The sequence below is a fragment of the Campylobacter showae genome, assembly GCF_900573985.1.
Classification (GTDB): Bacteria; Campylobacterota; Campylobacteria; order Campylobacterales; family Campylobacteraceae; genus Campylobacter_A; species Campylobacter_A showae_E.
Map to the genome: position 1 here is coordinate 427,150 of NZ_UWOK01000001.1, position 22,269 is coordinate 449,418.

Here is a 22,269-nt window from a genome sequence, read left to right on the forward strand (position 1 = left end):
GAAAATCAAGCTCAAATTTACGAATTTTAGCCCCGTTTAGCTATAATCCCACTCAAAAAAGGAGCAAAAATGTACATCGTCCTAGGCATCATTGCCGTTCTCGCGCTCATCGTTATCTCGGTCTACAACTCGCTAGTGGGCAAGCGCAACCAAGTCTCAAACATCAGATCCGGCGTCGATACGCAGCTAAAAAGGCGCTTTGACCTCATCCCAAACCTCGTCGCCACCGTCAAGCAGTACATCACGCACGAGCGCGAGCTGCTGGAAAACATCTCCGCGCTTAGAAGCGGCGTCCAAAAGGCCGCGGGCGACGAGCAGAGATTTGCGCTAAACGGCGAGCTGTCAAACCTCATCTCAAAGCTCAACGTCGTCGTCGAGAACTACCCCGAGCTCAAAGCCAACGAAAACGTCATGCACCTGCAAAAGACGCTAAACGAGATCGAGGAGCAGATCTCCGCCGCGCGCCGCGCCTACAACGCCGCAGTGACCGACTATAACAACGCCGTGGAGATGTTTCCGTCAAACATCGTCGCTAGCTGGGCGAGGTTTCATAAGGCGGCGTTTTTCGAGGTGCCTAAGGGTCAAGACGATCCGCACGATGTGCACGAGCTTTTTAACCGCTAAATTTGCGCTCGCTTCGTCAAATTTGACGTTAAATTTGAGCGCTTTAACTGCGCTCCTAAAATACAAGCGGGCTTTGTCAGCTTGTTAAATTTAAAAGCAAAAGCGGCAAATTTGATCCAAATTTGAGCGTCGCCGCCCGCAAAAAAGAGCTTAAAATTAAGCGATTTAAAACGCAAATTTAAAGACGAAAGCCCGCAAAATAGCCAAATTTGCAAAAACGGCGTTAGATTAAAACAGGAGCAAAAATGGACGATCTGGTTTTGCTAGAGCTTGAGCGGCAAAAGGTTTTGCGTTCGCTTTTTAGGCTAAAGCTCACCTGCGTCTTCGTCGCCGCCACGGTGGCTTGGTTGCTGTATCTAGCCGCGCAAAACGCCGCTCTTAGCGCGTGTGCGTTTGTGGTCTGCGGGGCTGCGATGTACTATTTTTTCGAGAGCATTTTTACCGATAGTTTTACCTTTAAATTTAAGCGAAAAGTCGTGAGAGGTATCGTGGAGGAGTGCGGTCTCACGTATTATCCGGGCGAGTGCGTAGAGAGCGATTATCTTTATATGATTTATGATTTTGACATCGACAAATACTCTGGCAACGACCTGATTTTCGGTCAGATAGAGGGAGTGCGGGTCAAATTTAGCGACGTAGAGGCGCTAAGCATCAAAGAGGATTTGCGCGGAAACAAGACGCATAGAGTGCTTTTTGCGGGGATTTTGTTTGTCGCCGATTTTCCTAAACGGCTAAAGGGCGTCACGCAAATTTGCAGCGGGGTGGATGATTTTAAGGACTACGGCGGCAAGCGCGCGAGGATGGATGATGCTGAGTTTGAGCGGCTATTTCGCGTCTATACGACCGATCAGATCGAGGCTAGATATGCGCTCACGCCTAGCCTGATGGAAAATTTAAAACTGCTAAAAACGAGATTTCACCGCCCGATAAATATCGTACTAATAGGCGATAAAATCTGCATGGCGATCCGCACGGGGCGCGATAACTTCGAGCCTGATCTGCGCCGTCCGCTCGTGGGCAAGGGTGCGAATAGATTTTATAAAGACGAGATCGGCGGCTTTTTGCGTATCGTCGAGGAGCTGCGGCTAAACCGTAAAATTTGGCTGGATTAGGGACTTTGGCGTCAAATTTGACGTGCGGCATAACCCGCACCCCAAAAATGCAAACAAGCGGGCTAATCTAAAACAGGGCGGCAAAAACGCAAAAAGGAGAGTTGGTGAAGGGCGTAGCGATAAACGAAACTACGATAATCGGCGATGACGGGAAGTACTATAAATTTAGCTTCGAGGACGTGCGCTCGGGGCGACCTAGCGGCGGCGAGCGAGCGGCGTTTCGTCCTGACGGGGCGTTTGCGAGAGATCTATTTGTGATCGCAGACGAGGGCGAAAAGCGCGCGGTAAAGGATAGCAGAAGCGAGGAGACGAAGGCTGCGTTAAAAGAGAGTGCGGCGTTTGAGCTGGCTAGGACGCTAGGCATCGCATCGGGTATCGTGCCGGCCGTGATCAAGATCTATGCGTACTTTATCGCGAGCTACTCGGGACTAGCGCTACGGATCGCGGACAATCTAGCCGTCATATCGGCTGCACTGCTAACCTATGCTGCGCTAGGCGGAGTCGCCAGGCTCGCTCATAGCGAGGATCTGCACGTAAACTACGGCAAGGCGATGATCGTGATGTTCATCGCTCACGTCACGGCGACGCTGGCGTCCTATATGGCGGACGCTGCTCATCCGCTCGCTAAACTAGTGGCCGTCATCGCGCTACTGCTGCTTGGCTATGTCGCGTTCGTGTGGGGGAGGGTCTTTTTCGAGCTTGCGAGACTAACTAGAAACGGGCTTTTTCGCGTCTACGTTTGCATGTTTTTTGCGGGCGAGCTACTCTGGGCGAGCGGTGTTTTGGCGGTATTTGGTTTCTTTTTGCTCGTGGCTTCTTTTTTCATCTATATTGCAGCTTGGGTGAAAACGGAAAGGTTGGCGAAGCAAAAGACACGGGGCTTTTTATCTATTAAATTTGACTTGGTTTGGGTTTAAATTTACTCAAATTTGAGTGATTTAGTAGAGGCGAAGTCGGCAAACCGATCGCCAGTATCGACCGGTTTACTAAAAACTAAAATTTGAGCTCAAGCGAGTCTAAATTTATTCTCCCGGCTAGCCCGAGTCGCCGCTACCAGACGGATAAAATCGGTATCGTCAAAACTCGGGCAGGGTTTCGCAGCCTGCTACTGCAACCTCTCTAGCGCCCTTTTGGCGTATTCGTTACCGCCCGCCGCTCCGCGCTTGTAAAACTCTATGGCTTTATCCATATCCCTTGCGACGCCGTAGCTGTTCTCGTAGCATATAGCTAGATCGGTTAGAGCTTGCGGATCGTCATCGGCAACGGCTTTTTGGATGTAGACGAGCGCTTTTTTATAGTCTTTTTTAAAGTGTATTCCGTTTAGATACATATTTCCTAACATTGCGTCCGCGCCAGTGTCGCCTAGTTTGCTTGCCTTTTCAAGGGTCTGCGCGGCTAGCTTATAGTCCGTCATGCGGTAGTAGATCCGCGCCATATTAGAGTGGGCGAGCGAATCGTTTAGTCCCATGGCCTTTTTATACCATTTTACGCCTTCGCCGATATTAGACATCCTCACCTCGTATAGGTAGCCTACGAGCGTGACGGCTCTAGCGTCGCCCGCCTCCGCTCGCGGCGTAATGAACGCCAACGCTTCTTTGTATTTTCCGCTATCGTCTAACGCTATAAATTTATCGTAATCCTCGTTAGAGAGCCCAAACGCCGCAGTGATCGCAAACGCGCATAATGTTATTACCGTCTTTTTCATCTTAGTTCTCCAGTACTAGCAGGTCTTTAAATTTATGCTTGACGCTCCTTATCGCGTCGCCATCCTCGGTGTAGTCCGTGATATAGCCGTCTTTGTCGGTAGTAAAGTAAACAAAGCCGTAGGTGCTGTAATTGACGCCTACTACGCTGCAGCCCCAGAAGTTGCACGATCTCTCTACCGATAGCACTTCGCGCGGTTCGTGCTGCATATAAAATTTGTTCGAAAGCATACCTATCTCGATGTGCGACCAGCCGCCGGAGTATTTTTCCATATCTAGGATATGGCGGCCTTTTAGCTGAGTTAGCTCTTTGTTTTCTAGAAATATATTAGAGGGGCCGATGCCGTACGTAGTGCATCCGCCTAGCAGGAAGGCGCATAAAAGCGGCAGGAAAATTTTTCGCATTTTTGATCTCCTTTGATTTTTGCGCCTGATTTTATCTAAAGGTACGGCGCAAGTCAATATTTTTGGCTTGCGGTTAAATTTACAGCCTTGCGGAGCTTTAAATTTGACGCCGAATTTGATCTATCTTGCGTCAAATTTGGCTTCTTTTTGGAGTAAGGCGGCGGGCAAATTCGGCCATAAATTTAACTATGCCGTTAAATTTACCGCACGGCGGCAGCGATTTATTGCCAAGCAAGCCGTTTAGTCCGCCAGCCCCTCTTTGCCGCATTTTGCAATGAGCGCGTCAAATTCATCTTTGCTAAACGCGCTTACGACGATATTTTTCGCGTCGATAAATTTGTACTTTTCTTTTGGCAAATTTTGGATGAAACTTTCATATTTCAGCGTCGCTAGGATTTCGTATTTTTCCTCATCATCGCCCTCTCCGCCAAATATCGCGACCGACCAGTGTACGACTTTCTCATCGCCTAGCATTTGCAAATTTTTATATTCTACGCTAGGCTCATACGGCAGCACGGTAACGACATCTTGCGACAGGACGTAATCTCCGCTGATCTCGCCGTTATCGTTCCTGCGATAAAACATCTGATTTGCAAAATACGCATCCAGGTTTTGGATATCGGTTACGAATTTGCTAAATTCGCCCGCGGGATCCTTCGCGCCGAGGATACGAGCTATGATCTTTTGATCGAACGACACTTCGTTTCTTATGCCGTAAATAGTACTGATTTGCGCCTCTTTTTGCAAATTTTGCTCTATCGCCTCTAGCCCCGCGCGTATGTCGTGCTCATAGTTAAAGCTTTCGATATTTTGCGCGCTAAATTTCTCCCCGTCCTCGCTCGTTATTTCGCTGTCCATTTTTAGGGCTAGGTTTTTTAGGTACTCTAGCGCGATTTGCCAGTCCGTGCGGGTGCTTGGCGTGCCGATGCGGACGTTGTAGGCGCCATCCTCGTAGCCGATCTCAAAGCCGCGCCCGCTAAGTCCGTCCGTACCGGCGACGAGGCAGTCAAGCTCGTCGAGCTTCGCGCCATAAAAGCTCTCTGCGTCAAACTCCTCGTCATCCTCGTCCGCGTTAAACTGCGATAAATTCGGCACCAGTCGCAGCGCCTCCTCTACGCTCATCACGGGCACAAGGCCGACTAGAAACTTCTTTTTATTTTTGACGAAAAACGTGATGCTCATTTTTGATCCTTTGGGGTTAAATTTGACTTTCGCGGCGTCTTGGCGGAGTCAAATTTGGGCGTAAATTTACCGCGTCAAATTTGCCGCCGTCCAAATAAACAAGTAAAATCCGGGCGCAAATTTAAGCATACGCGCCCAAATTTAGCTCACTCGTCCTTTTTCTCATCATCTTTTTTGCCGATCTTTTCTTTGGCGGTTTTTATGAGATTTTCGGCGGATTTGTAGAGCTTCTCGCCTAGTTCTTTTGATTTTGATTTGAGATTTTCGCCGATCTCGCTCGCATTTATCGCGCTTAGCTTCTCCTGCGTTCGTTTTTCAAAGTCGCCGATATCTTTTTTGAGCGCTTCGAGGCGTTCTTTGGCATTAAAATTTTCTTTAAATTTATCGCCGGCTTGAGTTACTTCGCGCTTTAACTCCTCAAATTTAGCTCCCGCAAGGCTCGCGAATTTATCGATATTTTCGTTAAATTTTAGCTCTTCTAGCTGAAGCTCGATCTGGCGGGAAACGTCGTTTTGCAGGCGCTTAAATTTGGCGAAGTAGCTATCGACGGACTCGTCTAGGATTTCGTTTATCACGGCAGCAGACGGCTCCTCTGAGCGCGCCATATCGCGCAGCATCGCTACGAATCTCTCCTCAAGCCTTATAAATTCTTTAGCTTCGCCTAGCAGCGTCTGACTGTCCGGGGCAAATTTGATCTCCTCGATAAACTTCTCCGTCCTCTTGCTAAGCGCCTCTTTTACGCCGCCGATCGCGCCGCTGATTAGCTCTTTGGCAAAGGCCTGATCGATGCCCGCTATCTCGCTCGCCGCCTCGCAGACCGTTCTTGCGATATCCAGGATGCGCTCTTTGCTCGCTTCGCCCTCGTTTATCGCGCTAAGCACGACGTTTTTTGCGATTTGCTCCACCGTATCTTTCACGTCGTCGCCCTTTTCGATCGCGGTTAGAAACGCCGCTTCGGTAGTTTCTTTTAGGATGCCTAGCATTTGCAGTTCGCAGAGCATTTTTTCGTCTATCGCAGTTAAAATTTCCTCTTTATCCGCCAGGTCGCTGTTTTTGATGAAATTTTCCATATTTTCAAGCAGCTCGCGCACGTCGTTTTTGATCTCGTCTTTTTGCGCGTAAATTTGACGCTCGATCTGCTCTTTTTCGTAGATTAGGCGGTGGATGTACTGCTCTTTTGCCTCGCTAAGTGCGTCTCCTGCGCTTTGGATGAGGTTGGCGACGTTTTGGCGGTTTAGCAGATCCTCGCTCTTTAGCGCCTCGCAAATTTGCTCAAACTCTTTAGCCAGAGCCGCGTTTGCGTCGCCGTTTTTTGCGCCTTTGACGCTTTTTCTAAACTCGCTTAGCGCAAATTCCCTTATCAAAACGGAAATTTGCGGGTCGTTTTTGTTCTCTTTTATGGTTTGGATGAAGACTAAATTTTGCATGAAAGTCCTTATAGTACGTATTTGCAAACGCGTCTTAGCGCGGAAAATATCTCTAATCGCTCCTCGTTAGAATTAACCAAAACGCTTAGATTGTAGCTTTTGTATTTGCCCTCTTTGCTCGATTTTGACGGCGTTATCTTGTGCTGCCTTTCGCCTACGACGCCCTGCGCGATAGCTTCGGCGTTTTCGTTTTCGAGCACGATGATTTTGTATTCCCAAAAATTTGGATAGATGATTTCTGGTTCTTTATTTAGATCGCACGTAGTCGCCACTTTTGCCTCCGCTCTTGCTTTCTAGCGCGATATCTGTTATCTGCATGGTTTTATCTATCGCTTTTATCATATCGTAGATCGTTAGGAGACCGACGCTAACGCCTGTTAGCGCCTCCATCTCGACGCCTGTTTTGCCGTCTATCTTGACGCTAACGGTTAGCATGTAGGCGCAGATACCCTCTAACTCCTCGATGTCGCAGTTTATGCCGCTGATTAGCAGCGGATGGCACATCGGGATGAGTTCGCTCGTCTTTTTTGCGCCCATTATCGCGCCTACGACGGCGGTTTGCAGGACGGGGCCTTTTTTGCCCGTGTTGTTTTTGATCGCGTCAAAGGCTTCGCGCGACATTTTTATGATGCCGCTTGCTACGGCTATGCGCGTAGTTACGCCCTTGTCGCTTACGTCGACCATTTTGGGGCGGTTGTTTTCGTCTATGTGAGTTAGCATTTTCGTCCTTTCGCCTGAAACGCTAAATTTGCTTAAATTTGAGCTAGGCGGAGTAAATTTATGAGAAGGATTATAACTAAAAAAGCTTAATGAATAAGACAAAAACGCCTCGGCAGGGGGAGCCGAGGCGCCGTTACAAAAAGGAGGTTTTCTTGTCGGACGCGCAAATCATACCAAAAAGGTCTAAATTTTATCCCAATTTTTCGTAAATATATTATTGCCTGCTTTTCGCGTAGGCTAGAGCGCCTGATTTTAGGCGTTTTAGCCCCTCCAGCACGCGCGATCTTTGCGTGGCGATGTTAAGGCGCAGGAAGCACTTCTCGGCACCTCTATACGCGTTGCCGTCGTTTAGCCAAAGCCCCGCTTTTTGGCGTAAAAACTTATGAAAATCGCTCGCGTCGTCGCAAATTTCGCGGCAGTCAAGCCAGAGCAGATACGTGGCGTCCTGCTCTACAAGCCTGATCTGCGGCAGTTCGTTTTGCAAAAACTCGCTTACGATTTTGCGGTTTTGCTCTACGTATTCGCGCATCTGCTCGAGCCACGCTTCTCCCCGTTCAAACGCCGCGATCGCCGCGATACAAGAAAACGCATTGCCCTCGCCGACCTCGTCGTCGTTGATGGCTTTTGCCATTTTGGCGCGCAGTTTTGGGTTTGGCACCACGGCGGCGGAGCTTTGCAGGCCTGCGATGTTAAAGGCTTTAGTCGGCGAAACGCAGGTGATCGAGATGTTTTTGCAAGTTTCGCTCGCGCGGATAAAGGGCACGTAGCTTTTGCCGGGACTCGTGATGTCGCAGTGTATCTCGTCAGATATCACCAAAACGCCGTGCTTAGCGCATAGTTCGCCGATTTTGGCTAGCTTTTCCTCGCTCCAAATTTTACCTACGGGATTGTGCGGGTTGCAAAGGATAAACATCGTAGTTAGCGGATCGGCGAGCTTTTCTTCTAGGTCGGCAAAATCAATATCGTAGCCGCGCCCGTCGTAGGCTAGCTCGTTTGCGAGCGCGATCCTACCGTTGTTTTCGATACTGCGGTAAAAGACGTGATAGACGGGGCTTTGGATCACGATTTTATCGCCCACGCTCGTAAATTTGCGCACGGCGGAGCTAATAATCGGGATCACGCCCGTGCAAAAAATCAGCCAGCTCGGGTCAAATTTGACGTCGTGGCGCCTGCTCCACCACGAGCAAATGGCCTCGCTCCACTCCTGCGGCACGTACGAATAGCCAAAAACCCCGTTATCCAGGCGCTTTTGCAGCGCTTTTAAAATTTCGGGTGCGACCTTAAAATCCATATCCGCCACCCACATCGGCAGCTCGTCGCCGCTCGTTTTCCATTTTGACGAATACGTCCCGCCTCGCTCTACTGGTGCGTCAAAATCGTATTTCATTTGCTCTCCTTGCGTGATTTTTAGGATATTTTAGCAAATTTGACTGGTAAAATTTGAAATTTCGACGCACTTTTGCGCAAAACCGATTTTTAATACGAGATTTTTTATAATTACGTCTAAAATTTACTAAATTCAAGGACGCAAATGCTCACGATAACCTCACGTTTGCCGAGCGCAAATTTAAAAATTTCAAAGGCATTGCCTCAGCTCATCCAAGGCTACATTTACCGCTATCTGCCAAGCGCCGAGCACGAAGGATATAGGCACGAGCCAAGCGGTAAAATTTTTAAACGAACGAATTTCGATTTTCGTTTAAATGGTGCAAATTTGCGGATTAGATTTACCTCTTATGAGCCGGAATTTGAAAAAATAATCGCGCTTGCCGTGCTAAAAGACGGGTTAAACTTAGGCGAGCTTTGCTTGTGCGATATGGCGGTGGCGGTGAGCGAACATAGAACTACGCAAAGCGAAGCGGTGCTACAAGGCTGTGTGGCATGCGCGGTAGGCGGGCTTTTGGGGCATAAAATTTATCTGCAACCGCAAGATTCCAGGCATCTTGAGATGATGAAAACAAATGCCTTGCAAAGATTTGAAACGCTTACCGGGCGCAGATACGACGGCAAATTTGAGCTAAATTTGCTCTGGCAAAATTTGCAAAATCCGTTTAATTTTTATTACGGCAACAATCGCTCACCGGTTCAGGCTTGGCAAGCGAAATGGAAAATTTGCGCACAGCCAGAGCTTATAAATTTGATCCTTGATGCCGGCGTCGGAAGCGGATGTATGAACTGCGGAGCTGGGTTTGTGGAGGCGATGGAAGAAAAGCAAGGCATATAAAAATACAAATTTAAAATCCTTCAAGGATAAGAGGAACTTGCTTTTCAATAAGTTATTTTATAAAAATATGAATAAAAAAGCAAACCATAAAAATATTTCTGCATTTAAAATTACAATAACATTGACTTTAAAAATAAATTAGAGTAAAATACGAGAAATAAGTTTAAGGAAAATATTTTGGGCGATATAGTTAAAATTTTCGCCGACATAGGCGAAATATATCAAAAAGACGAAAAGCGTCTCAAAAACGAAGCCTATAAATACGACGCGATCAAAGTATATCTCTGTGACATAGAAACCAAGCAAATAGAACCGAATTTAAACATAAGCAAAGACGATCTGATAATATGTAGATTTGGCGTAGGCGCAAATTCCGGTAATCTTTTTCCAAATTCTCAATTTTTATCCAAAGAAGTAAATAAAGACGAAGCTAAATTTACAAAAGGCGTTTTGAGATCGGTTTCAAATTTGCTCTCGTGTTTTGAGCCGAGCGATATAGAAAAAGAGGCTATTTTGTCTATGTTACCCAGCATAAATGAAGGATATTTTGCCGATATTATAGATGAGATCAAAGGCCTTGATGAGATAAAAAAGGAAAAAGGCAAAAAAGTCGCCACTTTTTTCTCGCTCTCATACAAGGGCAAGCCCGTTTCTGCCTATTTTAAGCAAGTTTTTGAAAATCATATCAGCGTAAAAGAGCAAAAATCGTCCTATGGATACGATATTTTAACAAATGAAAAAGGTATCGGCGGTGATGCAAATTTGGCATTTTGTTCGGTAAATGAGATGCCCGCAAATATGCAATTTATCAAATCAAAACTCCTGCCGTTAAACGCTATTAGCGCAAAAAAGGTAGAAAACGGTTTTAAAGCGATAAAAGATAAGCTATCGCATAATTTCTACGGTATGAAAATGGCGATTTTGCCGACGATTTTAGATGGCTCGGTGAATTTAGAAGAGATTGTAAAAATACTAGAAGAAACTTCAAAAAGCGATATGAAAAATATTGAGATGGCCGAAGAAGCCATAAGTATAAACAGTTATCTCGAAATCGCCGCTAAAAAACAGGAAAAATTACCTGTTTTAAATACGATTTTATTTTATACGCAAAGCAATGCTGCTATCGATTTAAAGCTTGCGATAGATGATGTTTTGCCCTCTTTTATCTCTAAAATTTCAAATTTAATGGGCAATTTTGATATTAAAGCTTTCTACGAAAAAAACAGCGGAACCAATGAAACGATTTATTTGCAAAATTTGTTTGAAGATAGACTAAGCGTGATGAGTTTTTTGTTGTCGCGAAATAAATTTGATTTAGAAATTATGATAGAAAGATATAGCGATCTGATTTGTTATGGTAGCGTCAATAAGGACTATGCGGAGAAAATAGAGTGGAGTAAGTATTTTAACGATTTTTATAGGCAAAGAACGATTGATGTTATTAAAAAATATCAGAATTTTTTTAACGAGATCGATGTGTTAAATAAAAAACTAGTGTTTCAAAAGGAGTGCGATTTGGAAAATTTAACCGATAAAAAAGAACTGATTAAAGAGCTAATAAAAAATAGCGAATTTTTAAATCAAAACGATGCGCTCATTAGCGCTTATTTGCTCGGTATGCTAAGCGCAGCCCTGATAAACTGGCAATTTGGCGTTAATGGCGGCGTATCGTTTAGCAACTGGCTTGATAACTGCGGCTCAATAAGCAGGGAAAATTTGGAGCGAATTTGGACCAAGGGCGATGAGATGATTAGAAAGCTTAAGGCTGCTTCTGGCAAACCAAATTCTAACGTTGAAAATATAAAAGAGTGTTTGATTGAAATTTTACCGCAAGTCTTTTCTAGAGAAGGCAAGATAGTAAAAAGCTCACATACCACGCTTGCTTTTGCTATGGGCGGAAGCGATTATCGCAAATTTCTAAAAGATAAGACAAAATAAAAAGGAGAATAAGATGCAAAAAAAAGAGATACTTTTTTTGTGGGACGGAGAGAATTGGAATCCAAACGGCGATATGCTAAAGGATAACGCTCCTAGGTATGATGATGAAACCGGCATAGCCGAAGTAACGGACGTGCGCATAAAAAGAACTATTAGAGACGAAATTATGAAAAAAGACGAGGCGTCGATTTTTATAAAGGAGTATAGGATAGAAGATGCCGTGCTGGACGCTAAAACGGCGATCAGACAAAGCATAAACATAAGGCAAAGTAAAAGCGAACTGCAAAAAGAAATTCTCTCTAAATTTATCGATATTCGCGCATTTGGTGGCGTCTTGCCGATTTCGGATAAAGACGAGATGAAGCAGGATAAAGAGATAAAAACCGCAGGCGTTCAGTTTACGGGGCCGGTACAGTTTAGATTAAGCAAATCCCTAAACAAGGTTGAGATAGAGCACGTAAGAGGAACCGGCGCTTTTGCTAGCGATTACGATCCAAACGATCCTAAAAAACAAAAAGATCAAGCGACTTTTAGAGAGGAAAAATTTTTAAAATACGCTATTTTTGCTACTTACGGCGTTATCGATAACTATAATGCGGCAAAAACCGGCTTTAACGAAGCCGATGAGGCTAAAATTTTAAAAGCTTTGTGGCACGGCACTAAAAATTTAACAACTCGCTCCAAAATCGGCCAGACTCCAAGGTTTATGCTAATCATCACGTATAAAGACGATACGTTTGCGGGCGATCTAAATAATAGTATAAGCCTAAAAAGCGAAAAAGAAGATAGGGCGATAAGAAGTATCAACGAATACGTTATTGACTTCACAAATTTAAAGAATAAACTCGCAAGATATGTCGCAAATATAGAAAAAATAGAGTATATGAGCGATTATGATTTTGAAGCGATAAACAAAGAAAATTTTGACAGTAGCTGGAAAAAGATAGAGGCGTAAAATGAGCATTATTGCTTTTAGATTGTTCGGCGATTACGCTCATTTTTCGCATCCAGCGACGATTTATTCTAGTCTAACCTATCCGGTGCCGCCAAAGACCGCTATAATGGGCTTTTTAGGCGCCGTTATAGGCGAGGAGGAGTATTTTAAGCTATCTGGCATCAAATACAGTGTAAAAATAGATAGGCAAATTTTAAAAAAGAGTTTTGTTTTTAACGGCATAAAATTTGCCCTCTCAAGCAATATGCACATAGAGGAAGGCTACCAAAACGCAAAGGAGAAAAAGCAGTTTTACAGAGAGCTCATATGCTCGCCGTCTTATATCGTATTTTTAAATTTAGAAAATTTAGAGCAAAGATATCGGGATAAGATAATTTCAAATTTAAAAGAGCATAAAACCGCCTTTACGCCGTATCTTGGGATAAACTTTTGTATAGCCGATTTTAGCTGGATCGATATAAAAATATGCGAAAAAATATCGCAAGATGAAAGCTTTATATATACATTTACACTTATGGACGACTTTGTTTTTGATGGTATTAATGAAAATGCGAAATTAACTACGGCTAGAATGCCTTGCGACTGCGAAAATGGACGAATTTTTAAAGATTTTAGAGACTTTGTAATGGAAATAAACGGCAAAGAAGCTATAAAATCTAAAAATCGCGGAAATATATATCAGATAAACAATGAAAGAGTCTATTTTATTTGACGAGTTTTGGTCTCATCCAAATAAACTTTTAGAAAATCATATAAAAAATATGATCTCTGCTGGCGATGAAGAGCTGGATAAGCAGGTCAAACTCTATCACGACATCGCAAAACTAAAAAATAATTTTCAAATTTACATCAGAGATACCTCAAACGATAAGCTGGATAAAAATCACTCATTTCTGTCGGCATATTTTTTCTTGCTAAACTCAAAATTTGATGAAATGCCGACTCTATTTGGTTTTCTTGTTATTGTTTCGCACCACGGCGACGCGGTAAATTTAATGACATTAGCTCGAGATGCTAATAAATTTTTTAAAAATTCAAAAGAGCTAGAGTACTGGGAAGAAGTAGCTAATGCCGCAAAAAATACCCAGGTTTATTCGGGATTATCTACAAAAAAGGATGAGTTTTTAGATAGAGCGGAAAAGCTTCGCCGATACTTAATTTTATTGCAGTATAAACACAAATTTACTTATGAGGATTTCATAAATTTCAAAAGCCTATATTCAAATTTGGTTTATAGCGATAAATTTGAGGCTATCTTTAGCATGCCAAAACAGGAAACTAAAAATATACCGATAGATGTTTTAGAGAGTGATATCCAAAGTTTACCGCCAAATAAAAAGCGAGATACATTTAGAAATTTTGTTTTAAACAACTTTGACGAAAATCACAAACTTTTTACTTTGACTGCGCCTACGGGCTACGGCAAGACCTTGACTGCTCTAAATTTTGCCTTGAAATTTAATAAATCTCGCATAATTTATGCGCTTCCTTTCACTTCGATAATCGATCAGACCTACGATATTATCGCAAAAATTTATAAAAATAGCGATATTTCGGTTAGTAAGGCTCACCACAAAACGACGATAGATGAAAAAAATCTAACCGAGGAGGATAGGTATTCTAAGATCAAATTTTTGATGGAATCTTTTAGCGGCGAGATAAATATAACTACTCTTTATCAGCTGATATTTGCGCTATTTGGCAATAAAAACAAAGACAACGTCAAATTTAATCAGCTCAAAAATAGCGTCGTCATCATCGACGAGGCGCAAGCGATCCCATATAATTTTAGAAAAGATTTTATCCTGCTTTGCGAGATCATTTCGCGGCGGCTTGACACTATTTTTATATTTATGTCGGCGACGATGCCGGTTATTAAAAGCGAAAATTTTAAAGAAATTTCAAATTTAGAGTATTTTTCAAAACAGGATAGATACGTCATAAAATGGCTTGATATAAGCGGCGAAGAGGATCTTTTAGAAAAGATTTGCGAGACCGCAAGCGATAAAAATACCCTCGTCGTCGTAAATACGATCAAAAAAGCGCAGGAGTTATTCGTAAAACTAAAGGATAAATTTAGCTGCTTCTGCTTAAACGGATATATGTATGATGATCACAAACGCGCTACTATCGAGGCGGTAAGGTGCGCAATAGATAAAAGTAAAGTTGGTCCGCTTGCGAGTAAAATTTTACTAATTTCCACGCAGTCTATCGAGGCTGGAGTGGATCTTGATTTTGACGTGGGATTTCGCGAAGTCTCGCCCATTAGCTCGGTCATACAGACCGCGGGGCGCGTAAATAGGCATTTTGGAGAAATTTGCGGAGAGCTATACGTCTTTCCTGAAATAAGTAAATTTACAAAATCTATCTACGGTGATTTGTATAAAGTAAGCGGAACTATTTTGGAGAATTTTAGGCAAAGAGAGGTGCGAGAGAGCGAAATTTTAGAAATTTCAAATTTGTATTTTCAAAAAATCAGCGATCAACTGGAAAATTTATATATAGAAAGCGAGATAAAAAAGCTAGAATTCGAAAATATAAATCAAAAAATCGAAGAAATTATGAAGGACAATCACAAGCAGACGCTAATAATCGAGCCCGAAGAAAATTTTATCAAGGATTTTGAAGCTAAAATTCTTGAAATTAAAAATAGCTCAAATGACGAATTTACGATACGAGATATTTTAAAAAACCACATCAGAAAGTTGTCGAAATTTAGCATAAACGTAACACTAAAAGATAAAGAGAAATTATTACCGAATTTAAGGCAAATACGCGGACTAAAAGATATGTTTTATCTGCCATTTGGTTCGTCTTATTTTTATAGCACGGATTACGGGCTTAAAAAAGATATGAATTTAGACATCACGGATGAGGTATTCGACTAATGTTTTGCAAAGACCAAATCACCGGCACGCTTGTGAATTATTACGTCACCTGTAAGCGTGAGGCGTGGCTTTACGCGCATCATATCCACGCCGATCAGGAGGATGAAAACGTGCTGATGGGCAAGGCGCTGGCGGAGATCAAAGAGAGCGATTTGCAGGACTTTGCATTTTCAAATTTGAAATTCGACAAACTTTCCAAGCAGCGCGGACATTACCTCGTCACCGAATACAAAAAGAGCCTAAAAAACGAGCTTGCGGGCAAGATGCAGCTACTTTTTTACGTCTATCTTTTAAAGACGGGCTTAAATTTAAAAGAGGTAAAAGGTAAACTAATCAGCGGTAAAAAGGTGATTTTGGTGGAGGATAGTAGCGAAAATTTCGCTTTAACCCAGCAAATTTTAAGCGAGATAACGGCGCTTGCGAACATGGAGCGGCCGCCGAAATTTACGCAGGGCAAATTTTGTGCAAACTGCGCTTATAGCGGATATTGCGTGAGCTAGATAAAAATGTACGTGATTTTATTTTATGACATCGCCGGCGCCGAGCAAAAAGAGAAAAACAACGCAAACCGCATCAGAAAGGCGGTCGAGAAGTTTTTGCCGCGCGTGCAGTTTTCCGTTTTTGAAGGTGAGATTCGCGAGAGCGATTTTAAAAAACTAACCGCAATTTTGCAAAAAGAGTGCATTACGCAGCTCGATTCTATCGTGATTTACACGTTTAATTCGCTTAAGTATTCCAAGCGTATCGTAATCGGACAGGATAAAAGCGGCGCGCTGTTTAGTTAAATTTGCTCGCGTAAATTTGCCGAGTTTGGCGGCGCTTGAAATCCCAGCTAAATTTAAGGAAAAAAGATGCAAAAAAGCGACAGGACGCATTTTATTTTGAGCGCAGGCAGGCTTCGCAGGCAAGATAACAATATCTATTTTGATAAATTTGACGATGCGGGCGCGGTTGCCGCTAGTAAAATTTTGCCGATAAACGCGATCGATGAAATTTACGTGCTGGCAAAAGTGCAGATCGATACCTACACTATGGCGTTTTTAGCGGATAACAACGTCCTTTTGCACGTTTTTAGCCCGTATCAGAGCTTTCGCGGTAATTTTTATCCAAATACCTCAAACTCGGTCAATAAAAGCGGCTTTGTGCTGCTAAATCAGGTCCGCGCTTTTGACGATCCGCTTAAGCGCACCTACATCGCCCGCGAGATCACTCGCGCGCACATCCTAAACGACGCGTCAAACTGCAAAAAACACGGCGTGAAATTTGACGTATCGCCCCACATAGAGGCGCTAAACGCCGCCGCGGATGTGCCTGCGATAATGGCGGTAGAAGGGGCGTTTCAAAAACTCTACTACGAAAAATGGAACGAGATAATCGCGGATCAAAAAAGCTTTAAATTTACCGTCCGCTCCAAGCGCCCGCCCGCCGATAAAATCAACAGCTTCATAAGCTACGTAAATACGCGTATTTATAACGTCTGCCTCAGCGAAATTTACAAAACCGAGCTTGATCCACGCATCGGCTTTTTGCACGAGCCAAACTACCGCGCGCTGAGCCTGCACCTCGATCTTGCGGAGATTTTTAAGCCGATTTTGGGCGATACGCTGATTTTTAATATGCTAAATAAAAAGGAGATCACCGCAAAGGACTTCCAATTTGACGCCGGGCGGATAAAATTTAGCAACGACGCCGTGCAAAAGATCGAGCTAAAAATGATCGCGAGGCTTGGTGAAACGATCTGCCTAAACGGGCAAAACCTCACGTGGCGGCAGGTGATCCGCCGCGAGGCTAATCAGATCAAGAAATGTATCTGCGAGGATGCGCCTTATGAGGGATTTAAGTGGGGGTAAATTTGATATTTTGTCGGCGGGGGCAACAAAGGGTATTGCTTGCATTTTGATGATTTGATTGTGACAGCACGATTTCATAAAAACTCACGCCAAAAATGTTGCGCAAAAATCGTTACGCATTTGCGACGAAATTTGACTTATGCGTCTTTGGTTGTTTTGCTCCCAGCGTTGAGAAAATTCGCATCAAATTTGACTTATGCGTCTTTGCCGCGGTATTGGTTTTTGCACTAAAACGGCGTTTGTGATTTTGCTTTGGATGTTTGTGATAAAATATAAAATGCACTCGACTTATAAAATTTGCTTTGATCGCTATAGCGGGTTGAATGTTGTTAATTTGCTCTTACCGTAACGGGACATTTGATTTCTAAGTGCCCTTTTTAAATCTAAACTATGTCGATAAAGCTTTTTCTAAGATTTTAGAAATGATGAAATTTAGGGTATTTCGTATCGATACTATTTTGCTTTTTATGCAAATTTAAGGCGTAAAAATATAGACTTTGAGTTTTAATAGCCCTAAAAATGTATATTTTGGTGCTGTTAAAATTTACTCCGTTGGAGTTTGAAACCTCCTCAGCCAAGCCAAGACCGTCGGCCTCCGCTGTTAAAATTTACTCCGTTGGAGTTTGAAACGCCCCGCTTTTGCGTCCTTTATGTCGCCTTTTAACGTTAAAATTTACTCCGTTGGAGTTTGAAACTCTACCAGCACGATACAAATTTAACCCTTTCTATGTTAAAATTTACTCCGTTGGAGTTTGAAACAATATAAAATCAAGAATGGTGCACCCCTTACTATTAGGTTAAAATTTACTCCGTTGGAGTTTGAAACAAGCCCATAATCTTTCTGATAACTAGCTCGCTCATGGTGTTAAAATTTACTCCGTTGGAGTTTGAAACAATGTCCTATTTTTGGCTGTTTCATGTTGGTATTCATGTTAAAATTTACTCCGTTGGAGTTTGAAACTGAGGTTGAAAGCACGTCGGGCAATGAGGTTGTGGTTAAAATTTACTCCGTTGGAGTTTGAAACTCATCAATGAACAACAAATGGCTAGTAGATTTCAGTTAAAATTTACTCCGTTGGAGTTTGAAACCGGGGATAGAATTTACGTCTGCTCCAAAGCCAACAAAGTTAAAATTTACTCCGTTGGAGTTTGAAACTCAAGATTCAGCATAGCGCCGCCGTGTTCTATCGGCAGTTAAAATTTACTCCGTTGGAGTTTGAAACAGCAGCCATACGGCAAAAAGTCAAAGCAGTTTTTAGGTTAAAATTTACTCCGTTGGAGTTTGAAACTCATCTGCATCGTTAGATCGGTGTTTGTAGCGTCGGTTAAAATTTACTCCGTTGGAGTTTGAAACAAAAATATGCCAGCTCCGTTTTTCATAAGGTCGTCGTTAAAATTTACTCCGTTGGAGTTTGAAACAATTTAGAGTTTGACAAAAAGATATCTTTGGCTTCGGTTAAAATTTACTCCGTTGGAGTTTGAAACTGCAGTGGTCAAAAAAGAACACAAGACCGATATCTGTTAAAATTTACTCCGTTGGAGTTTGAAACCGCTTATCATAGCGATTGTGACTTCTTGCATTAAGTTAAAATTTACTCCGTTGGAGTTTGAAACTTTTTAAATATAAAAAATAGGTGAAAAATCCCCTAGTTAAAATTTACTCCGTTGGAGTTTGAAACTCTAGCACTCGTATTTTATATTTTAGGCGTATTAGTTAAAATTTACTCCGTTGGAGTTTGAAACCAAAAACGACAAGCCGCAATACAATTTCCACGCGCAGTTAAAATTTACTCCGTTGGAGTTTGAAACGAGCTAAAAGCCGAGAATAATGAGCTTAAGAGCTTTGTTAAAATTTACTCCGTTGGAGTTTGAAACATTACCGAATTGTAACTTTGTGTCAGTGAGGTAAAAAGTTAAAATTTACTCCGTTGGAGTTTGAAACGCGTCGACGTAGTAAAAGCCGTTAGACTCAAACAAAGTTAAAATTTACTCCGTTGGAGTTTGAAACACCTTTGTAAAGAATATAGCATAATGATGAGCGATGTTAAAATTTACTCCGTTGGAGTTTGAAACACGTTGTGGCCAAAGCTTTCTTTTGGAATGACATAAGTTAAAATTTACTCCGTTGGAGTTTGAAACTGGTCTTGATAAGCATTCATTGTAGCTATTTCTATCCTAGTTAAAATTTACTCCGTTGGAGTTTGAAACGTTCTCTTTGTTGCCTTTCTTGCTCTTGGATATTGGGTTAAAATTTACTCCGTTGGAGTTTGAAACTAGTTACGTAGGCATTATCCTGGCCGTTATCTTGCTGTTAAAATTTACTCCGTTGGAGTTTGAAACTCTCTAAAATAAACAGACATATTCCCTCGGCTCGTTGTTAAAATTTACTCCGTTGGAGTTTGAAACATAAAATCTATTATGACTGGCGTGCCGATTGGAACTTTGTTAAAATTTACTCCGTTGGAGTTTGAAACCTTTTTGTTTTAGAAATGGATTAGGGGAAGCTTTTGGTTAAAATTTACTCCGTTGGAGTTTGAAACTGTATTTAATACCTTTTTCGCCGTTCCCGATGAGGTTAAAATTTACTCCGTTGGAGTTTGAAACTCCGGCATAAACAAAACCACTACACAAAAACAGCGGTTAAAATTTACTCCGTTGGAGTTTGAAACAATAAATTTGTTGAGGGAACAAAAACTGACTTAAGTTAAAATTTACTCCGTTGGAGTTTGAAACGACGTAAGAAGCTTAAACATTAAAGTTTGATTAAATGTTAAAATTTACTCCGTTGGAGTTTGAAACATAGTAGTTTCTTTGCTAAGATTATCCTCTTTTTCCTGTTAAAATTTACTCCGTTGGAGTTTGAAACCTAATCCAAACTGCAAACCTGACAACAACCCAGACCGTTAAAATTTACTCCGTTGGAGTTTGAAACGGTACGAAACTGGCTACCTCAAGCGGTACGCCAAGGTTAAAATTTACTCCGTTGGAGTTTGAAACGTTAAAACCGAGCGGTCAGCGTCTTTTAAAAAACGGTTAAAATTTACTCCGTTGGAGTTTGAAACTGTTTTCAACATCGCTCTTAAAAGTGTTATTCGTGGTTAAAATTTACTCCGTTGGAGTTTGAAACAGAATTCAAAAAGACCTGCTAGATAAGCTGCAAGGTTAAAATTTACTCCGTTGGAGTTTGAAACACAAATTTGGCGGGTATTCATACAGAAGCTGTGAGTTAAAATTTACTCCGTTGGAGTTTGAAACAAGATAGCGGTATAGATGAAAGCACAGTATCAAGAGTTAAAATTTACTCCGTTGGAGTTTGAAACAAAGCTTGCGAAGTCGCGCCTAGATTTGCGTTTTTGGTTAAAATTTACTCCGTTGGAGTTTGAAACGCAAATAGCTTTCTTAGACTACTCGCGCGTATTGCAGTTAAAATTTACTCCGTTGGAGTTTGAAACTAATTCGGTCGCAAAAAATGGAGCGGGGCTAATCAAGTTAAAATTTACTCCGTTGGAGTTTGAAACAAGGGTCAATGCCCCTACAAAATAAGCGAGTTTGGGTTAAAATTTACTCCGTTGGAGTTTGAAACCTGCTGGTAAGGGCGTTTTGGAATTTTGCACCATAAGCGTTAAAATTTACTCCGTTGGAGTTTGAAACCGTTGCTATCTCGAAAAAGATTGCGATATAGTCGCCTGTTAAAATTTACTCCGTTGGAGTTTGAAACAATTTATATTGTTCTATCGCTCTAAACTCATTTAAATGTTAAAATTTACTCCGTTGGAGTTTGAAACTATCCATTTCCCTATCATCTCTATTGAAAACATCGTTAAAATTTACTCCGTTGGAGTTTGAAACTTTGCGTTTCGCACCGAACGAGCGTAAGGGGCAAAGGGTTAAAATTTACTCCGTTGGAGTTTGAAACCCGAAACTAACGCGTAGCGAAACGGGCGAGATGTTTGGTTAAAATTTACTCCGTTGGAGTTTGAAACTAACTTAGGGCGCAATATGGGCGTTTACAGCGCAAGTTAAAATTTACTCCGTTGGAGTTTGAAACTTTAATAGAGCTTGACGTATATACGAAAACCTTTAAGTTAAAATTTACTCCGTTGGAGTTTGAAACCAGGGTTGCTGGGGCTATGATGCTTTTTGCGATAACGGTTAAAATTTACTCCGTTGGAGTTTGAAACGCGACGTAGTAAAACATTCCCGCCATTTCGCCCGGTTAAAATTTACTCCGTTGGAGTTTGAAACGTAGTTGCAAATCGGTTATATTGCCGCCGTCTACTTTAGTTAAAATTTACTCCGTTGGAGTTTGAAACAAAGCTCATTTACGCGGCCGCATACGCTATTTATGTTAAAATTTACTCCGTTGGAGTTTGAAACTTAAAATACGGCCACGAATATTGTATGACCCAAATTGTTAAAATTTACTCCGTTGGAGTTTGAAACTATTAAACAATACTGTTTGTGCTTCGTCAAATAGAGTTAAAATTTACTCCGTTGGAGTTTGAAACAACGTTATCTTGCCTGCGAAGTCTGCCTGCACTCAAAAGTTAAAATTTACTCCGTTGGAGTTTGAAACTTTACAAAAGAGAAATTTTGCATATAGTCTCTTTGAGTTAAAATTTACTCCGTTGGAGTTTGAAACCGGCATATTCAGAGCTTGAAAAATCCACGCAATTTTATGTTAAAATTTACTCCGTTGGAGTTTGAAACAAAGCCTAATCCTTGAAATGAAAAATACCGTCTCCTTGTTAAAATTTACTCCGTTGGAGTTTGAAACTTTATCAGACGCAAAATTTAAGAGCTACGCCTAAAGTTAAAATTTACTCCGTTGGAGTTTGAAACACACCGACGGCAGAAAAATAACCATACTCGACAGAAACGTTAAAATTTACTCCGTTGGAGTTTGAAACCGGTTTCGAGTAACTGCTTTCTCATTTCGACGTTGGTTAAAATTTACTCCGTTGGAGTTTGAAACAGTTCATCGCTCTCAAGCTTGATGGCTACCGCCCGTTAAAATTTACTCCGTTGGAGTTTGAAACAAATACATAGAACAAGGAAAATTTAAGGACACAACTGGTTAAAATTTACTCCGTTGGAGTTTGAAACCGTACGAATGATTTTTGAGATGATGATTGTCCAGAGTTAAAATTTACTCCGTTGGAGTTTGAAACTTTTTGCTCCCAAACGATACGGACGCCGAGGACTATGTTAAAATTTACTCCGTTGGAGTTTGAAACAAAA

The 22,269-nt window shown here is 42.1% G+C and carries 19 protein-coding genes and 1 CRISPR repeat array (1 of these 20 only partly in view); of the genes, 11 read left to right on the plus strand and 8 right to left on the minus strand.

Features of this window, described 5'->3' with window-relative positions:
- The first annotated feature begins 69 nt into the window (after positions 1-69).
- From EE116_RS02220 to EE116_RS02235, 3 genes are all read left to right on the plus strand, one after another.
- Entirely contained in the window at positions 70-624 is a 555-nt protein-coding gene (locus EE116_RS02220; RefSeq protein ID WP_122873056.1) for a LemA family protein, read from the plus strand.
- Positions 625-869: 245 nt separating this feature from the next.
- Complete coding sequence (locus tag EE116_RS02230) at positions 870-1,736, plus strand: DUF3137 domain-containing protein (protein ID WP_122873057.1); 867 nt, start codon at positions 870-872, stop codon at positions 1,734-1,736.
- Positions 1,737-1,840: 104 nt separating this feature from the next.
- On the plus strand, positions 1,841-2,653 hold the full coding sequence (locus tag EE116_RS02235) for a hypothetical protein (RefSeq protein ID WP_122873058.1): 813 nt from the start codon (positions 1,841-1,843) through the stop codon (positions 2,651-2,653).
- Positions 2,654-2,841: 188 nt separating this feature from the next.
- On the opposite strand, the gene EE116_RS02240 is transcribed toward EE116_RS02235, so the two are convergent.
- The 7 genes from EE116_RS02240 to EE116_RS02275 all read right to left on the minus strand — a co-directional run bounded on the left by EE116_RS02240 (position 2,842) and on the right by EE116_RS02275 (position 8,560).
- Positions 2,842-3,441 (minus strand): tetratricopeptide repeat protein, encoded by a 600-nt coding sequence (locus tag EE116_RS02240; protein WP_122873059.1) that lies wholly within the window; start codon positions 3,439-3,441, stop codon positions 2,842-2,844.
- Position 3,442: 1 nt separating this feature from the next.
- Positions 3,443-3,844, minus strand: coding sequence for a hypothetical protein (locus EE116_RS02245; protein ID WP_206159229.1), 402 nt, complete (start codon positions 3,842-3,844; stop codon positions 3,443-3,445).
- A 240-nt stretch (positions 3,845-4,084) separates the two neighbouring features.
- Positions 4,085-5,026, minus strand: coding sequence for a DUF4299 family protein (locus EE116_RS02255; protein ID WP_122873061.1), 942 nt, complete (start codon positions 5,024-5,026; stop codon positions 4,085-4,087).
- Between the two features lie 146 nt (positions 5,027-5,172).
- The gene (locus tag EE116_RS02260) at positions 5,173-6,453 is read right to left on the minus strand and encodes a hypothetical protein (RefSeq protein ID WP_122873062.1); all 1,281 of its coding nucleotides are present in this window, start codon (positions 6,451-6,453) and stop codon (positions 5,173-5,175) included.
- A gap of 8 nt (positions 6,454-6,461) precedes the next feature.
- Entirely contained in the window at positions 6,462-6,725 is a 264-nt protein-coding gene (locus tag EE116_RS02265; protein WP_122873063.1) for an HP0495 family protein, read from the minus strand.
- Positions 6,700-7,173: a cyclic pyranopterin monophosphate synthase MoaC gene (gene moaC, locus EE116_RS02270; protein WP_122873064.1), complete on the minus strand. Its 474-nt coding sequence runs from the start codon at positions 7,171-7,173 to the stop codon at positions 6,700-6,702. The genes EE116_RS02265 and moaC overlap by 26 nt, the downstream gene beginning before the upstream one ends.
- A 214-nt stretch (positions 7,174-7,387) precedes the next feature.
- Complete coding sequence (locus tag EE116_RS02275; protein WP_122873065.1) at positions 7,388-8,560, minus strand: MalY/PatB family protein; 1,173 nt, start codon at positions 8,558-8,560, stop codon at positions 7,388-7,390.
- Between the two features lie 144 nt (positions 8,561-8,704).
- Here EE116_RS02275 and EE116_RS02280 point away from each other — a divergent pair, with 144 nt between their 5' ends.
- From EE116_RS02280 to cas1, 8 genes are all read left to right on the plus strand, one after another.
- Positions 8,705-9,397, plus strand: coding sequence for a CRISPR-associated endoribonuclease Cas6 (locus tag EE116_RS02280; RefSeq protein WP_122873066.1), 693 nt, complete (start codon positions 8,705-8,707; stop codon positions 9,395-9,397).
- Between the two features lie 177 nt (positions 9,398-9,574).
- Positions 9,575-11,335, plus strand: a complete 1,761-nt coding sequence (locus EE116_RS02285) for a TM1802 family CRISPR-associated protein (RefSeq protein ID WP_122873067.1) — start codon at positions 9,575-9,577, stop codon at positions 11,333-11,335.
- Between the two features lie 13 nt (positions 11,336-11,348).
- Complete coding sequence (gene cas7b / locus EE116_RS02290; RefSeq protein WP_122873068.1) at positions 11,349-12,290, plus strand: type I-B CRISPR-associated protein Cas7/Csh2; 942 nt, start codon at positions 11,349-11,351, stop codon at positions 12,288-12,290.
- A gap of 1 nt (position 12,291) precedes the next feature.
- The gene (gene cas5 / locus EE116_RS02295) at positions 12,292-13,002 is read left to right on the plus strand and encodes a CRISPR-associated protein Cas5 (protein ID WP_122873069.1); all 711 of its coding nucleotides are present in this window, start codon (positions 12,292-12,294) and stop codon (positions 13,000-13,002) included.
- Positions 12,980-15,178, plus strand: a complete 2,199-nt coding sequence (gene cas3, locus EE116_RS02300; protein WP_122873070.1) for a CRISPR-associated helicase Cas3' — start codon at positions 12,980-12,982, stop codon at positions 15,176-15,178. Before cas5 ends, cas3 begins: the two co-directional genes overlap by 23 nt.
- On the plus strand, positions 15,178-15,678 hold the full coding sequence (locus EE116_RS02305) for a CRISPR-associated protein Cas4 (protein ID WP_122873071.1): 501 nt from the start codon (positions 15,178-15,180) through the stop codon (positions 15,676-15,678). Before cas3 ends, EE116_RS02305 begins: the two co-directional genes overlap by 1 nt.
- Positions 15,679-15,684: 6 nt before the next feature.
- Positions 15,685-15,963: a CRISPR-associated endonuclease Cas2 gene (gene cas2 / locus EE116_RS02310; RefSeq protein ID WP_122873072.1), complete on the plus strand. Its 279-nt coding sequence runs from the start codon at positions 15,685-15,687 to the stop codon at positions 15,961-15,963.
- Between the two features lie 66 nt (positions 15,964-16,029).
- Entirely contained in the window at positions 16,030-17,028 is a 999-nt protein-coding gene (gene cas1 / locus EE116_RS02315; protein ID WP_122873073.1) for a CRISPR-associated endonuclease Cas1, read from the plus strand.
- A 112-nt stretch (positions 17,029-17,140) separates the two neighbouring features.
- On the opposite strand, the gene EE116_RS12390 is transcribed toward cas1, so the two are convergent.
- Positions 17,141-17,311 carry a hypothetical protein gene (locus EE116_RS12390; protein ID WP_163028015.1) on the minus strand — a complete coding sequence of 57 codons (171 nt, stop codon included), beginning with the start codon at positions 17,309-17,311 and terminating at the stop codon, positions 17,141-17,143.
- Between the two features lie 253 nt (positions 17,312-17,564).
- Positions 17,565-22,269: a CRISPR direct-repeat array (repeat unit 30 nt; unit sequence GTTAAAATTTACTCCGTTGGAGTTTGAAAC) (it continues 62 nt past the right edge of the window).

Coding starts and splice junctions, on each gene's coding strand:
- EE116_RS02220 (WP_122873056.1), top strand. CDS start 70: ATGTACATCGTCCTAGGCATCATTGCCGTTCTCGCGCTCATCGTTATC.
- EE116_RS02230 (WP_122873057.1), top strand. CDS start 870: ATGGACGATCTGGTTTTGCTAGAGCTTGAGCGGCAAAAGGTTTTGCGT.
- EE116_RS02240 (WP_122873059.1), bottom strand. CDS start 3,441: ATGAAAAAGACGGTAATAACATTATGCGCGTTTGCGATCACTGCGGCG.
- EE116_RS02245 (WP_206159229.1), bottom strand. CDS start 3,844: ATGCGAAAAATTTTCCTGCCGCTTTTATGCGCCTTCCTGCTAGGCGGA.
- EE116_RS02255 (WP_122873061.1), bottom strand. CDS start 5,026: ATGAGCATCACGTTTTTCGTCAAAAATAAAAAGAAGTTTCTAGTCGGC.
- EE116_RS02260 (WP_122873062.1), bottom strand. CDS start 6,453: ATGCAAAATTTAGTCTTCATCCAAACCATAAAAGAGAACAAAAACGAC.
- moaC (WP_122873064.1), bottom strand. CDS start 7,173: ATGCTAACTCACATAGACGAAAACAACCGCCCCAAAATGGTCGACGTA.
- EE116_RS02275 (WP_122873065.1), bottom strand. CDS start 8,560: ATGAAATACGATTTTGACGCACCAGTAGAGCGAGGCGGGACGTATTCG.
- EE116_RS02280 (WP_122873066.1), top strand. CDS start 8,705: ATGCTCACGATAACCTCACGTTTGCCGAGCGCAAATTTAAAAATTTCA.
- cas7b (WP_122873068.1), top strand. CDS start 11,349: ATGCAAAAAAAAGAGATACTTTTTTTGTGGGACGGAGAGAATTGGAAT.
- cas5 (WP_122873069.1), top strand. CDS start 12,292: ATGAGCATTATTGCTTTTAGATTGTTCGGCGATTACGCTCATTTTTCG.
- cas3 (WP_122873070.1), top strand. CDS start 12,980: ATGAAAGAGTCTATTTTATTTGACGAGTTTTGGTCTCATCCAAATAAA.
- EE116_RS02305 (WP_122873071.1), top strand. CDS start 15,178: ATGTTTTGCAAAGACCAAATCACCGGCACGCTTGTGAATTATTACGTC.
- cas2 (WP_122873072.1), top strand. CDS start 15,685: ATGTACGTGATTTTATTTTATGACATCGCCGGCGCCGAGCAAAAAGAG.
- cas1 (WP_122873073.1), top strand. CDS start 16,030: ATGCAAAAAAGCGACAGGACGCATTTTATTTTGAGCGCAGGCAGGCTT.